Source organism: Rhizobium sp. GW821-FHT14E12, from assembly GCF_058803745.1.
In genome coordinates this window covers 613,279-627,321 of sequence record NZ_JBXAPH010000002.1, presented here as the reverse complement: position 1 = coordinate 627,321, position 14,043 = coordinate 613,279, and the positions used below count along the sequence as shown (strand labels likewise).

Sequence of the window (14,043 nt, the reverse complement as noted above, 5' to 3'; positions counted from 1 at the left end):
CGGTCATGCTCCGAAAGGCCGCAAGAGATCGCGGCTGATGATATGCCGCTGGATTTCCGAGGTTCCGTCCCAGATGCGCTCGACGCGCGCATCACGCCAGAAACGGGCGAGCGGCAGATCGTCCATCAGCCCCATGCCGCCGAAAATCTGGATGGCTTCGTCGGTGACGCGGGCGAGCATTTCCGAGGCGTAGAGCTTGGCCGAGGCGACTTCGCGATTGGCGGAAAGACCCGCGTCGAGCCGCCAGGCGGCAGACAACGTCAAAAGGTCGGCGGCGTCGATCTCAGTGATCATGTCGGCAAGCTTGAACGATACGCCCTGATTGGCGCCGATCGGCCGGCCGAACTGCTTACGTTCCGCCGCATAGGGGAGTGCCATATCGAAGACACGGCGGGCACGCCCGACGCAGGTGGCCGCGACCGTCAGGCGCGTGCCGTACAGCCATTCATTGGCGATGTCGAAACCGTGATGCACCTCCCCGAGCACCTGGGATTTCGGAAGCCGGCAGTCCGTGAAATTCAGGATGGAGTTGTGATAGCCGCGGTGCGAGACCGATTCATAGCCCTTGCGGATATCGAAGCCGGGTGTGTCACGATCGACCAGAAAGGCCGTGATCTTCTTCTTGATGCCCTTCGGCGTTTCTTCCTCGCCGGTGGCGGCAAAGACAATAACGAAATCAGCGACATCGGCATGAGAGATAAAGTGCTTGGTTCCATTGAGGATGAAATCGCTGCCATCCTGCCGCGCGGCACATTTCATGCCGCGCATGTCCGAGCCGGCATCGGGCTCGGTAATGGCAAGAGCATCGATCTTTTCACCGCGCACGGCCGGCAGCAGATATCGCTCGCGCTGCTCGCCTTCGCAGGCCATCAGAATTCCGGAGGGGCGTCCGAAGAAGACGGTCAGCGCCATCGAGCCGCGGCCGAGTTCGCGCTCGACGAGAGTAAAGGTGGTGTGGTTGAGACCGGCGCCGCCGACCTCTTCGGGAAAATTGCAGGCATAGAAACCGAGATCGATGCATTTGCGCCGAATCTCTTCTCCAAGCTCCGGCGGCACGATGCCGGTGCGATCGACCTCGTTCTCATGCGGATAGATTTCCGTCTCGACGAAGTCACGGACGGTCTTGACGATCATTTCCTGTTCTTCGTTGAGCCCGAAATTCATTTCCGCTTCCTCCTAGCGCTTTTGTCCGACATGGCGCCCGATGCCATCCGGCAGGGGCAGTTTTGCATGAGCCTCGGCGATCGACCCTATTTTGCGCAGCACCTCCTCCGGCGCGGGGGCAGCTTTGCTCGCCTTGGCGTCGACATGCAGCAGCATATGTTCGGCGGTGGCGATAACGTCGCCCGTCGCCGTGTCGTGGATCGTGTGGAACAGATGCAGCCGCTTCTCATCGGCGGACAGGAGCTGGCAGGTCGAATGGATTGCCTGACCGAGCTTGGCTTCGCCGATGTGGCGAATATGGGTTTCGACCGTGTAGTAGCTGTGGCCACGTTCGACATAGTCAAAGTCGACGCCGATCAGGCGTAGCAGTGCGTCCGATGTATCGCCGAACACCTGCAGATAGCGATGTTCGGTCATGTGGCCATTATAGTCGACCCAAGCGGGGCTCACCTTGGTTTCGATGAGACGCAGCGGTCTTGCCAAGTCGTGAAGTTTCTTTTCGCCGCCGCCGGTTGCCCAGAGACTTTGCTCGAAATCCTTGAGCAGCTTGCCGGCGCCCCAGCCCTTGCCGCCATGGCTGCCCTTCAATGTCTGCAGGATGCCAACGAGATTTTCGTCGCGGATGCGCTCCAGTTCACGGATCGACAGGCCAGCGGCTTGCTCGTCCGATTGCTGGCCGATCTTCTCGACCAACGCGTCGTCGAGGTCGACGACATCCATCAGCTTGGTCCAGTTCCATTGCAGAGCCGGGCCGAATTGCGCCAGGAAGTGCCGCATGCCCGCCTCGCCGCCGGCAATACGGTAGGTCTGGAAGAGACCCATCTGCGCCCAGCGCAGGCCGAAGGAATAGCGGATGACGTCATCCAGTGTTTCGACGGTGCAGATGTCGTCCTTGATCAGCCACAGCGCCTCGCGCCACAGCGCTTCCAGCAGACGGTCGCCGACGAAGGCCTCGATCTCCTTGGCGATATGAACGCCCTTCATGCCGATGGGCGGCAGCCGGTCCATGGCGGCCTTGATCGTTTCCTTCGACGTCTTCTCACCGCCGACGATTTCGACCAGTGGCAGCAGATAGACCGGATTATAGGGATGGGCGACGAAGAGGCGTTCGGGGTGGCGCATGTCGCGCTGCAGGTCTGATGGTAGCAGGCCAGAGGTCGAGGAGCCTATCAACGCATCCGGCCTTGCCGCCGCATCGATCTGCGTCAGTACCTTGCGCTTGAGATCAAGCCGCTCGGGAACGCTTTCCTGAATCCAATCCGCGCCGGCGACGGCTTCTTCCAGCGTCTCGCGGAAGGTGAGCTTGCCGCGCGCGGGAAGCGGTGCGCCGGTCAGCATCGCATAGGCCTTTTCGGCATTCGCCAAGACTTCGCCGACGATGCGGGTCGCTTCCGGATGCGGATCGAAGACATCGACATCGATGCCGGCCAAAAGAAAGCGCGCGATCCATCCGCCGCCGATGACGCCGCCGCCGATGCAGGCTGCCTTGTTGATCTTGGTCATCGATGCCTCAGCGCTTCGTCAGTTTCAGTTTCTTGCGGACGTCTTCAGGACCGATGATGCGCGCACCCATGCCTTCGATGACCTGCACCGCCTTTTCGACGAGCTGCGCATTGGTCGCAAGCAGACCCTTTCCGGCATAGAGATTGTCTTCAAGGCCAACGCGGACATTGCCGCCGGCAAGCACGGCCGCGGCGGGATAGGCCATGGCATTGCGGCCGATGGAAAAGGCCGAGAAGGTCCAGCTCGGTGGAACGTTATTGACCATCGCCATAAAGGTGTTGAGGTCATCGGGCGCCCCCCAGGGGATGCCCATGCAGAGCTGGATGAGGACCGGGTCCTCAATAAGACCCTCCTCGGCAAGCTGTTTGGCAAACCAGAGATGACCGGTATCGAAGGCTTCGATTTCGGGGCGAACACCGAGATCGGTCATCTTCTTCGCCATCGCCCGCAGCATTGAGGGCGTGTTGGTCATGACGTAGTCGCCGAGACTGAAGTTCATCGTGCCGCAATCGAGCGTGCAGATTTCCGGCAGGCATTCGGCGACATGGCTGACACGCTCCGTTGCGCCAGCCATGTCGGTGCCCCTGACGTTCAAGGGCAGGGGGCTTTCGACATCCCCGAAGATCAGATCGCCGCCCATGCCGGCGGTCAGGTTGAGCACCACATCGACATCGGCCGAACGGATGCGGTCGGTCACTTCCCTGTAGAGATCGTTGCGGCGGCTGGCAGCCCCGGTTTCAGGATCGCGGACATGGCAGTGAACAACTGCCGCCCCAGCTTTGGCGGCGTCGATCGCGGATTCCGCGATCTGCTTGGGAGTGATCGGAACGTGGCTGGATTTCGAAACGGTGTCGCCGGAACCGGTGACGGCGCAGGTGATGAAGACATCGCGGTTCATTGCAAGAGGCATTTTTGTTCTCCCTCGTATTGAGGGCATTACGCTGCAAGCGATGGCTTCATGCTTTGCATTTACGGAAGCAAACGATACATTATCGGAAATACGAGAGATGCCCATGCTCACGCCATCCGATACGCCGCTCGATATCGACCTGCTGATCCTGCCGGAGACGAACCTGATCCTGATCGCGTCAGTGATCGAACCTCTGCGCGGGGCCAACCGAATTTCCGGGAGCGAACTCTATCGCTGGCGGCTGTTCACGGTGGACGGTTCGTCGGTGGAGACGACCAGCCTGATTCCGGTTCCCGCATCGGGCAATTTCCGGCCATCAACCGACACCGCTCCGCTCTTCGTGCTCGCGAGCTACAATTGGCGGCGCAGCGCCACACAGGCGCTGAAGATGCAATTGTCGCAGACTGCGCGCCATCGTTCGATGATCGCCGGCATTGAATCCGGCAGCTGGCTGCTGGCCGAAGCGAGCCTTCTCGATAATGTGTCGGCGGCCGTCCATTGGGAGGATACAGAGGATTTCGCGCTGGCCTATCCGCAGGTGCGCGCCGTCAAGGATCGTTTCGTCATCGACGGCAAGCGCATCACTACCGCCGGTTCGATGCCAACGGTGGATCTGATGCTGGAAATCATCCGGCGGCGGCAAGGCTATTCGCTGGCGCTCGAAGTCAGCCGGCTCTTCATCTACGAGCCGGCGACCGTCTATGGCGCCATGGAGCTGTCGCCGTCGACCGCCGGCTTGCGTCTGCGCGACCCGCGCGTCGCCCAGGCCGTGCGGCTGATGGAAGAGCATATCGAACAGCCGCTGGTCCTGACGCGCTTGGCGCGGCGCATCGGGGTCAGCGCCCGTCATCTCCAGGCCCTTTTTCAGGACGATTTCGGCGCGCCGCCGCATGTGCATTATCTGGCGCTCCGGCTCAACGCGGCGCGTCGCAAGGTGATCGAGACCAAGGAATCCTTTGCCGAGATCGCCGCAGCGACCGGCTTCAACTCGGCCTCGGCCTTTTCCCGCAGCTATCGTGCCAGTTTCTCGGAAAGTCCGTCGGGCACGCGTCGGCGCTTGCGCGGGCGCTCTACGGCTGCAGGAGAGCCGACATAGGCTGGAAGGCTTCGCGCACCATTTCCGCCAGCTCCCGGATCGCTTCGCTGGAATGATAGGGGTTACGGCGCAGTACGACGCGGGAGGAATCGACCGGCGGAAATCCATCGTCACTCGTCAGCTCCCGGCAGCCATGCGGAATGTTGCTGCGCGAAAGCGTCGTGACGGCGAGGCCGGCGGAAACGGCATTCTTCAGGCCGGAACTTGTATCGGCGATGAAGGCGATACGATAGCGCCGCCCCTGCTGCTCCAGGGAACGCAAGGCAAAGTCACGGCACCATGTCGAGTCGCGATAGATCGCGATGGGCAGCGGTACTGCGTCATGCAGCCGGTGCACCAGCGATGTGACCCAGACCGTCGGGTCGATGCAGAGCACCTCGCCGGTGGTCTGGTCGCTCCAGTCGAAGACAACAGCGAGATCGAGCTCGTCTCGCTCCAGGGCAGCAAGATTGTGTGAGGTATAGTCGCAGGTAACGGTGACTTCGACGGCGGGGTGCCGAATAGCGAAGGCAGCAAGCGCCGCCGGTAGTATGGTCTGGCTGTACTCCTCCGGAATGCCGATCCGGACCGGGCCGTCCAGCGGCTTGGTGCGGATGGTGGCTGCCGCCTCGGTCAGCAGGTCGATCACGCGTTGTGCATAGGGAAGCAACTGATTGCCCGCCCGGGTCAGTGCGACGCCACGCGCGCTTCTGTCGAACAATGCTTTGCCAACGATTTCCTCGAGGCGCTTGATCTGGGCGCTGACCGCCGATTGCGTACGGCCGATGCGCTGGGCGGCGGCGGAGAAATTTGACGTCTCGGTGATGACGAGAAACGTCCGGAGCAGATCGCTTTCGATGGGTTCGCGCATAACGGATCACAAATTTTTCTGATGGCTACTATCTCTACTATTCGTTTGTCTGATGTCAAATATCGGCGCAGACAGATGACATTCAACCCGATGCTTCACTCCTTGAGTCCCGTTAGATGACCATTCAGATTCCTGCCCGAACCTTCTCCTCAAGCGAGTATGAGAAGGGCATCGTTCTTGTGGCCGTGGCAACGCTTGCGTGGAGCTGCAGCGGTATTTATGCCCGGCTTCTGACGACCGACATATGGACGGCGATCGCCTGGCGGTCACTGTTTGGCGGCATATTCCTGTTGATCCCGAGCTTCTTCCTCGAGGGCGGGTTTTCGCGGCGCCAGTGGAGTTCGATTTTTCATCCCGCCGGATTGGCGATGATTGTCTGCCAGACCATAAGTCAGGCCTGCTTTATCGGTGCGCTCTACATGACCACGGTCGCGAACGTGACCATGATCTATGCAACGGCGCCGTTCATCGCCGCCTTTCTCAGCTGGACGATGCTGAAGGAGCGCGTTGCGAAGCGAACGTTGATTGCCGGTGGCGTTTGTCTCGTCGGGGTGGCGGTAATCGTCGCTTCCTCGATTGGGGGCGGCACCGGCGTCGGCGATCTCCTTGCGCTCGGCATGACGGTCACCTTCGCTCTCATCATCGTCATCCCGCGCATCGACCGTAGTGTGCCGATCCTGCCGTCAAGCGTCGTCAGCGGATTCCTGACATTCGTGCTCTTCCTGCCCTTCGCCTCGACTGCCTCGCTCGACACCTATAATTGGCTGCTGCTGGCGGCATTTGGCGCGACGAATTTCGCGCTCGCCTTCGTCCTATTCCTTTTCGGGTCAAGGCGAATGCCGGCGGCCGATGCAGCCCTCATCAGCTCGATGGAGATCGTGCTCACCCCCTTCTGGGTCTGGCTCTTCTTTTCCGAGAGGCCGCCGATGGCAACGTTCATGGGCGGTGCGATCATCCTTGCGACGATCGTGTGGCATACCGCCGTCGATCTCAGGCATGGCCGCCGCGCCCGCATGCCGGCCTAGAATGTCGTAACTGTCCGTTTCTGTTCCCGAGAAGATGGCAGGCTTTCGCCTCACGGCACGGTCGATCGCGGTGCCGCCACCGAGCCGCGCCGGATCAGGCTGGTCTCGACGATCGTGCGTTCGATGGGCGGCTCCTCGCCGCTCAGCCGCGAAATGAGCCTTTCGGCTGCCTTTTTCCCCATTTCGTAGACCGGCTGGTCGACGACGGTGATCGGCGGAGCGGTAACCGTGGTCCAGTCTGCATCCAGGAAGGAAATCATCGATATGTCCCTGGGAATGGAAAGGTTCAGGGACTGCAGAGAGCGGAATACCCTGAGCCCGACGAGGCTGTCGGACGCCACGAGAGCGGTCGGCGGGTTTTTTTCCGCCAGCAAGCGCTTCACGACGGCATCCGTCCGCTGCTGATCCGTGGCGCCAAGCCGGACGTAGTACTCCGGGTCCTTCAGCCCAGCGTCGGTCTGTACGCTCAAATAGCCCTCCACACGCTCGCGCACTGCGGAGTTGGATATCTGTCGGCTGTCCGTGAACGGACCGGCACCGGTGTCCATGGCGGATATATAGGCGATGCGGCGATGTCCTGCCTCAAGCAAATGTCTCGTTGCGTTCATGGCAGCGTCGCGGTCGTCGCCGGTCACCGCATCGACCCCAAGTTCCGGAATGCTTCTGTCGAAGAGGACGAGCGGTACGCCAACGCGGCGAATATCCTGCAGATGCTCCATGCGGTCGCATCGCGCCGGTGTCACGATCAGGCCATCGACACGCTTGCCGATCAGCAGGTCGACCGCCGATTTCTCGGCGTCGAGCTGTTCTCCTGAATTGGCGATGATGACATTGAAGCCCGCCACGCGTGCGGCGTCGCTGATGCCTCGGACGGCGAGGCTGAAAAAGGCGTTCTCGATGTCGCCGACGATAACGCCGATGATGCCGGATTTACCCGTCGTCATGCTGCGGGCAAGCTCGTTCGGCCGGTACTCGAGCTCTGCAGCCGCAGCCATGACCTGAGCGCGGACCTTGTCGCTGACCACACCGTAACCGCCGAGAACCCGCGCTGCCGTGGCCTTCGAAACCTTGGCCGCTTTTGCGACATCGGCGACGGTGACGGAGCGTTTTGGAGGGACAAGGTTTTCCATGCGACGACGGTTACAAGAGTTGTTGACGGAAGGTCAATCTCAAGTTAACAAATATCCATTGAGACCGGTCTCTTTATAAAAGATACCGGTCTCTTGTGCAAATCCTTCCTTCGGCAGTGTCCGACGAAGGAGCGGATCATCACGCATAAAAATGCCGATAAGAGCACCCTTCAGAGCGGAGAATGAACATGAGCAAATCTGGCATATTCGCAGCCGCCATCGCTCCTTTACGAGCTGGCGTCCTGGCCTATCTTCTTGCAGCCGGCATCGGATCCGCATCCGCGGCCGACAATCCCTATAATCTGATTAGCCCGCAGACCATCAGCGTCGGCACGATGGGCGATGCAAAGCCCTACACCTTTGCCACTGCTGACGGCCAGTTCACCGGCTTCGACATCGAGCTGTTCCTGAATGTCGTATCGCGCATGGGCTTCCCGAAGGACAAGGTGACTTTTACCGGTCAGGAATTTTCGGCCTTGATGCCGTCCGTCGCCAATGAACGCTTCGACGTAGCGGTTGCCGCGATCGGAACCACCGAGGCACGCAAGAAGACCGTCGACTTTTCCGACGGCTATCTAGCCGGCTATCTCTCCGTCCTGACGCCGGAAGCGAGCATCAAGGATGCCGATACGCTGAAAGGCAAGCGTCTCGGCGTGGTCCAGGGCACTCTGCAGGAAATTTACGCCACCAAGAACTTTGGTGGAGCCGATCTTGTTAAGTTCCCCGATAACAACTCGGCGGTTGCAGCGCTCAACAATGGCACGATCGATGCTCATTTCCTCGATTACGAAGCGGCCAAGCAATATGGCACTCGCTATCCCACGCTGAAGATCGCCGTGAACATCCCGTCCTTCGATGCGCCGGCAGGTTTCGTGGTCCGAAAAGGCAATGATGCCTTTCGCACGGCGCTGAACAAAGCGCTTCATGAGGCTATGCAGGATGGAACCTGGAAGACGCTTTATGAGAAGTGGTTTCCGGGCTCACCGATGCCGGACCAATATCTACCCAAGAAATAAAGCTTGTAGCCGCCCGCGTTTGCCGGGCGGCTCCTCCACGGCATTGCTGATATCCGGCCGGTTGGCTGCATCCGTATGCCCCGCAAGAACTTATGGGGAATGGAATGAATTGGCTTGAAAATCTCCGCCGCAGCTTCCTGGATTGGGATGCAATGGCGGAAGTGCTGCCGAGCATGATCACCGTCGGCCTGAAGAATACGCTGATCCTGGCTGCCGCCTCGACGGTGCTTGGCGTCATCATCGGAATGATACTGGCCGTCATGGGCATATCGCAGTCACGTTGGCTGCGCCTGCCGGCGCGGATCTACACCGATATCTTCCGGGGCCTGCCGGCGATCGTGACGATCCTGATCATCGGCCAGGGCTTTGCCCGCATCGGACGCGAACTGTTCGGCCCCTCGCCATTTCCGCTCGGCATCATCGCGCTCAGCCTGATCGCTGGCGCCTATATCGGCGAAATCTTCCGGTCCGGCATCCAGAGCGTCGAGCGTGGTCAGATGGAAGCCTGCCGTGCGCTCAGCATGAGCTACGGGCAGGGAATGCGGCTGATCGTCATCCCGCAAGGCGTGCGGCGCGTCCTGCCGGCGCTCGTCAATCAGTTCATCGGCAACGTCAAGGATTCGAGCCTTGTCTATTTCCTGGGGTTGCTTGCCTCGGAGCGCGAGATTTTCCGTGTCGGCCAGGATCAGGCCGTGGTGACGGGCAATCTGTCGCCCTTGCTGCTTGCCGGGGTGTTCTATCTCGTCATCACCGTGCCGCTCACCCATTTCGTCAACTATATCGACACGAGGCTGCGGCTTGGACGACAAGGGCGTGGCTCGGGGGCGACAAGCGGTCTCGTCGAGGTGGGTGAATTGCGGGCTGCTTCCAACACCGCCATTGGCAGCGAACCACGCTTCAAGGCAGGTGCCCTCAAGGTCCGCGATCTCAGCATGGCCTATGGCGATCTCGATGTGCTGAAGGGCGTCGATCTTGATATTGCTCCAGGGACAGTGACCTGCATCATCGGGCCATCGGGTTCTGGCAAGTCCACGCTTCTGCGGTGCCTGAACCGGCTGGTGGAGCCGAAGCGCGGCAACATTCTGCTTGATGGTGAAAGCATCCTGGTGATGAAGCCGGAGAGTCTGCGCCGGCGTGTCGGCATGGTGTTCCAGCACTTCAACCTCTTTCCCGACCACACAGCGCTCGAAAACGTCATGCTGTCGCTGACGAAGATCAAGAGGATGCCCAGAGCCGAAGCGCGGCGGATCGCTGAAGCTCGCCTTGCTGAGGTCGGTCTTGCCGAACGCAAGGATCATCGGCCGTCTGGCCTGTCGGGCGGACAACAGCAGCGCGTCGCCATCGCCCGTGCGCTGGCGATGGATCCCGAGGTCATCCTGTTTGATGAAGTGACGAGCGCGCTCGATCCCGAACTGGTCAAGGGCGTTCTCGACCTGATGGCGAACCTTGGGCGGCAGGGCATGACGATGGCTGTCGTGACCCACGAGATGGGATTCGCCCGCAGGGTTGCCGATCAAGTCGTGTTCATGGATGAAGGCCGCATCATCGAAGCGGGTTCGCCGCAGCAAATTTTCGACAGTCCGCAAAGTGAGCGGTTGAAGCGCTTCCTCGCGGAAGTTCTTTGATGCCGCTCGGCCATTACGGATTTTCACAACCAGACAACGTCAATAGATAAGGTTATCCAACATGCATGCTTCCACTCAGCCTTCGAAGGTCATCGTCGTTGGCGGCGGGATTTTCGGAGTTTCGACCGCACTTCATCTCGCGCGGCTCGGTGTCCGCACGGTGATCATCAATGACGGTCCGCTGGCGAACGGCGCCTCCGGCCGTTCGCTCGCCTGGCTCAATTCGGCGCGAAAGCGTTCCAACGCCTATCATCGGCTGCGCATGGCCGGCATCGACCGTTACCGGACGCTCGCCGCCAAATATCCGGATGCGCAGTGGCTGCGTTTCGACGGCGGGCTGACCTGGGATGCGGATGGCCGGGGCAATGAGATCGCCGAGGTTTTCGAATACGAACGCAATCTCGGCTATCACGCTCTGCTGCTCGCCCCGTCGAAGGTCGCCGAGACGACGCCGGGCGTCGATGCCAGCACGGTGACGCCGCAGGGTGCCAAGTTCAATCCCGGCGAGGGCTGGGTCGATCTGCCATCGCTGATCGGCGCTCTCGCCGAGGAGTTCAAGGCGCTGGGCGGCGAGATCGTCACCGACGCCGGACGCGCGACCATCAATGTCGAAGAGGGCCAGGCTTGCGGCGTGACGACATCGAACGGTGTCCGCTGGGATGCCGATGCCGTGTTGCTTGCGGCCGGTGGAGCCGTTCCCGCGATCGTGGCCGAGGCGGGTCAGCACATCACCGACGGAACGCCGATTGCGCTTCTCGTCAGAACGAAACCGATCAAGCACCCGCTGAAAGCGGTCTTGAACACGCCACGCGTCGCCATTCGCCCGACACCGGACGGTGGTTTTGCGCTCGATTCCGCTTGGTCCGAGGAGGAAGTCGGCGTCAATGCAGACGGGAGCTACGAGATAAAGCCTTCCACGCTCGAAGGCCTGCTTCGCGAGGCATCGAAAGTACTTGAGGGAAATCCCAAGCTCGAACTGGCGGACTATGGTGTTGGGCCGAAGCCCATTCCGGGCGACGGCGACCCGGTGTTCGGAGAATTGCAGTCCATCCCCGGCTACTTCGTCGCCTTCAGCCACAGCGGCGCGACGCTCGGACTGATTGCCGGTGAGCTGCTCGCCGATGAGATCGCCACCGGAAAGCGTCATCCACTGCTGGCCAATTTCCGGCCGGAGCGTTTTTCCAAGTAGGTCATATAGGGCGATTTGGCCTCGCCGTTTCGGCGGGGCTTTGCTCAGTGGATCGAGCCGAGCAGGACGGGGCTCGAGGCGAGATTATCGACGAGCACCGTCATGGCGTAGCAGGCGACAAGCAATTGAGCCGAAAAGGTCAGCACCGGCCTCCAGTCCTTGGCGGCCGGTGGGCGATTGTAAGGCGAGGGAGAGCTATTCCCGGTTTCAAGCGGGATGGTCTCGAAGGTCTTTGCTCCGAACGCCAACAGGCAGAGAATGTTGAAAATGATGAACTGGCGGGCGCCTGCGCCGATGACGCAAAACATCGCGTTGCAGCCGAGACAGCCGGCCCAAAGATAGACGCGCCCCTGCTGGCCGAGATAGCGTCTGACACCCGTCAGCCCATTCAGCAATTGTTCCGGATCGCCTGATCCTGCATTGCGGGTTTGTTTCAAATCCGGTCTCCTTGCCCGAATCCGGGCCGATACAAGGAAACCAGTTTTCGCCTGCCACATGTGTTGCATTGTATTGCGACGTGTTTTTTTAGTTTGCTGCGGGTGGGCGCGGCGGCGGATCATCAAGCGACCGCGCCGCAACAAAATGTAACAACATATAACATTGCATTACGCCGGAATTGCTATGATAGGGCCGTATTCGAATATGAGGTCGTAAATGCTAGCTGATTCCCTTCCATCCGATCGCCCGGCGGACGTGCTGATTTGTCTCGACAATCCGCAGGCCGCTACGAGCATCGGCTCGGTCCTGTCGGCGCGCGGCCTCTCGGTCGCTGCAATCTCGATGTCGGGAATGCAGAGCGAGTTCGAGCCGAACGGGTGCCGGGTTGTGATAACGCATACGGCGATGATCGGTCGGGTGCGGAACCGGTTGAAGCTGCCGATCGTCAATGTCGAGGCCTTCATCTTCGAGCGTCAGGATGGTTCTGATGCCGGTTCGCCAAAGCAGTTTGATGGCGTCGCTTTCGTGAAGCGCGTGCTGACGGTCATGAGCGACGCCGAAAGACGCGCGCCACGCTGATGCGTAGCGGGCGCGAGCATGCGGAAGTATCTGAGACTATCTCCGGTCAAACTCTGACGGAGCTGAGAAACGCCTTAGTCTGGTTTCTGGAAGCCTCCATCGCCGTGGTTTTCGGCTTGTCGGGTTTTTTGAAGATATCGAAACCGATCGAGTATCTCGACAATCTGGGCATGGATTCCGTGATGGTCCTTCCCCAATGGGCCGTTCGTACCGTGGGCATCGTCGAATTGCTGTCGGCAAGCGCCTTGCTGGTGCCGGCCATGCTTGGCGTGCTTGTCAGCCTCGCACCATCTGCCATCATCGTCCTTCTGGCCGTTGAAGGTTTTGCCATCATCCTTGAACTTTCGGTTGTTCACGGCGATTACGCGCTGACCATGAATATTGTCCTGCTCGGCTGTCTGGCGGTTGTCGCCTGGCACCGTCTCCAAGCCATCCGATAATGGCTTGGGCTTTCACAGGCGCTGCTGGGTGACCTTGTCGAAGAAGTGAACATTCGACGATTTGAAGGAAAGCTGCACCTTCTGGTTCGGGGCCAGCTCCGCGCGCTCCCGCATGACCCATGTCAGCTCCTTGCCCTCAACCTCCAGTGCCACATGGGTCTCGGAACCTGTGGGTTCGATGACTGTAACGGTTGCAGGTACACCGCCGTCGGTCGCAAAGGAGATGTCTTCGGGACGAATGCCGATGAGGACATCCTTGCCCTCCGCTTGAGCCGGCGCATCGAGGAGTTCGACCGGTGTGCCGCTCGGTAACAACAGGGTTGGCTTCGGGCCGCCGGTTAGCCTGCCTTCGAGGAAGTTCATCGCTGGCGATCCGAGAAAACCTGCCACGAAGACATTTCTCGGCCGGTCGTAAAGCTCGAGCGGCGTTCCGATCTGCTCGACCTTGCCACCCTGCAACACGACGATCTTGTCGGCCATGGTCATCGCCTCGATCTGGTCGTGGGTGACGTAGACGATGGTCGTTTTCAGCCGCTGATGCAGCGCCTTGATCTCGGCCCGCATCTTGACGCGCAATTTGGCATCGAGATTGGAGAGCGGTTCATCGAAGAGGAAGACCTTCGGATCGCGCACGATGGCGCGGCCCATGGCGACGCGCTGGCGCTGGCCGCCGGAAAGCTGTGCGGGCTTGCGGCCGAGCAATGGCTGAAGCCCGAGAATTTGCGCCGCCTCGCCGACCTTCCGCTCGATCTCGGGACGCTTCGCGCCGGCAAGCTCCAGCGCGAAGCCCATGTTCTGGGCGACGGTCATCTGCGGATAAAGCGCATAGTTCTGGAAGACCATCGCGATGTCGCGATCCTTCGGCTGGAGATTGTTGACGACGCGCCCGCCGATGGAGATCTCGCCGCCGGTGATTTCCTCCAGCCCCGCGATCATCCGCAGAAGCGTTGACTTGCCGCAGCCCGATGGCCCGACGAGAATGACGAATTCGCCGTCCGATATGTCGACATCGACGCCATGGATGATATCCACTGCTCCGTAGGACTTCTTAACGTTCTTGATGCTCACTTCGGACATG

General features: G+C 60.4%; 14 protein-coding genes. 7 read left to right on the top strand and 7 right to left on the bottom strand.

The annotated features are described in order from the left end of the window. Window positions 1-3: 3 nt before the first annotated feature. The 3 genes from AC1RO0_RS11070 to bcoG are packed head-to-tail and all read right to left on the bottom strand — an operon-like array spanning window position 4 to window position 3,577. The gene (locus tag AC1RO0_RS11070; protein ID WP_498592933.1) at window positions 4-1,164 is read right to left on the bottom strand and encodes an acyl-CoA dehydrogenase family protein; all 1,161 of its coding nucleotides are present in this window, start codon (window positions 1,162-1,164) and stop codon (window positions 4-6) included. Window positions 1,165-1,176: 12 nt separating this feature from the next. Further along, a complete protein-coding gene (locus tag AC1RO0_RS11065; RefSeq protein WP_498592932.1) occupies window positions 1,177-2,667 on the bottom strand; it encodes a carnitine 3-dehydrogenase in 1,491 nt (496 codons plus the stop codon). Window positions 2,668-2,674: 7 nt separating this feature from the next. Continuing rightward, complete coding sequence (bcoG, locus tag AC1RO0_RS11060) at window positions 2,675-3,577, bottom strand: 3-dehydrocarnitine:acetyl-CoA trimethylamine transferase BcoG (RefSeq protein WP_498592931.1); 903 nt, start codon at window positions 3,575-3,577, stop codon at window positions 2,675-2,677. Window positions 3,578-3,680: 103 nt separating this feature from the next. Between bcoG and AC1RO0_RS11055 the strand changes: the two genes are divergently transcribed. Beyond that, on the top strand, window positions 3,681-4,673 hold the full coding sequence (locus AC1RO0_RS11055) for a GlxA family transcriptional regulator (protein WP_498592930.1): 993 nt from the start codon (window positions 3,681-3,683) through the stop codon (window positions 4,671-4,673). On the opposite strand, the gene AC1RO0_RS11050 is transcribed toward AC1RO0_RS11055, so the two are convergent. After that, the gene (locus tag AC1RO0_RS11050; protein ID WP_498592929.1) at window positions 4,648-5,523 is read right to left on the bottom strand and encodes a LysR substrate-binding domain-containing protein; all 876 of its coding nucleotides are present in this window, start codon (window positions 5,521-5,523) and stop codon (window positions 4,648-4,650) included. The two genes, AC1RO0_RS11055 and AC1RO0_RS11050, sit on opposite strands and share 26 nt — an antisense overlap. A gap of 116 nt (window positions 5,524-5,639) precedes the next feature. On the opposite strand from AC1RO0_RS11050, the gene AC1RO0_RS11045 reads away from it, so the two are divergent. Beyond that, window positions 5,640-6,548 (top strand): DMT family transporter, encoded by a 909-nt coding sequence (locus tag AC1RO0_RS11045; RefSeq protein ID WP_498592928.1) that lies wholly within the window; start codon window positions 5,640-5,642, stop codon window positions 6,546-6,548. 50 nt (window positions 6,549-6,598) lie between these two features. Here AC1RO0_RS11045 and AC1RO0_RS11040 read toward each other — a convergent pair whose 3' ends face one another. Then, on the bottom strand, window positions 6,599-7,678 hold the full coding sequence (locus tag AC1RO0_RS11040; protein ID WP_498592927.1) for a LacI family DNA-binding transcriptional regulator: 1,080 nt from the start codon (window positions 7,676-7,678) through the stop codon (window positions 6,599-6,601). A 188-nt stretch (window positions 7,679-7,866) separates the two neighbouring features. On the opposite strand from AC1RO0_RS11040, the gene AC1RO0_RS11035 reads away from it, so the two are divergent. From AC1RO0_RS11035 to AC1RO0_RS11025, 3 genes are all read left to right on the top strand, one after another. Then, window positions 7,867-8,694: an ABC transporter substrate-binding protein gene (locus AC1RO0_RS11035; RefSeq protein WP_498592926.1), complete on the top strand. Its 828-nt coding sequence runs from the start codon at window positions 7,867-7,869 to the stop codon at window positions 8,692-8,694. Window positions 8,695-8,798: 104 nt separating this feature from the next. Next, window positions 8,799-10,319, top strand: coding sequence for an amino acid ABC transporter permease/ATP-binding protein (locus AC1RO0_RS11030; protein WP_498592925.1), 1,521 nt, complete (start codon window positions 8,799-8,801; stop codon window positions 10,317-10,319). A gap of 61 nt (window positions 10,320-10,380) precedes the next feature. Then, on the top strand, window positions 10,381-11,508 hold the full coding sequence (locus AC1RO0_RS11025) for an NAD(P)/FAD-dependent oxidoreductase (RefSeq protein ID WP_498592924.1): 1,128 nt from the start codon (window positions 10,381-10,383) through the stop codon (window positions 11,506-11,508). Between the two features lie 44 nt (window positions 11,509-11,552). Here AC1RO0_RS11025 and AC1RO0_RS11020 read toward each other — a convergent pair whose 3' ends face one another. Beyond that, the gene (locus AC1RO0_RS11020) at window positions 11,553-11,945 is read right to left on the bottom strand and encodes a hypothetical protein (RefSeq protein ID WP_498592923.1); all 393 of its coding nucleotides are present in this window, start codon (window positions 11,943-11,945) and stop codon (window positions 11,553-11,555) included. Window positions 11,946-12,162: 217 nt separating this feature from the next. On the opposite strand from AC1RO0_RS11020, the gene AC1RO0_RS11015 reads away from it, so the two are divergent. Together AC1RO0_RS11015 and AC1RO0_RS11010 are read left to right on the top strand one after the other, a co-directional pair. Then, entirely contained in the window at window positions 12,163-12,525 is a 363-nt protein-coding gene (locus AC1RO0_RS11015; protein WP_498592922.1) for a hypothetical protein, read from the top strand. Then, window positions 12,525-12,965: a DoxX family protein gene (locus AC1RO0_RS11010; RefSeq protein WP_498592921.1), complete on the top strand. Its 441-nt coding sequence runs from the start codon at window positions 12,525-12,527 to the stop codon at window positions 12,963-12,965. The genes AC1RO0_RS11015 and AC1RO0_RS11010 overlap by 1 nt, the downstream gene beginning before the upstream one ends. A 12-nt stretch (window positions 12,966-12,977) precedes the next feature. On the opposite strand, the gene AC1RO0_RS11005 is transcribed toward AC1RO0_RS11010, so the two are convergent. Next, complete coding sequence (locus AC1RO0_RS11005; RefSeq protein ID WP_498592920.1) at window positions 12,978-14,042, bottom strand: ABC transporter ATP-binding protein; 1,065 nt, start codon at window positions 14,040-14,042, stop codon at window positions 12,978-12,980. Window position 14,043: the final 1 nt, after the last annotated feature.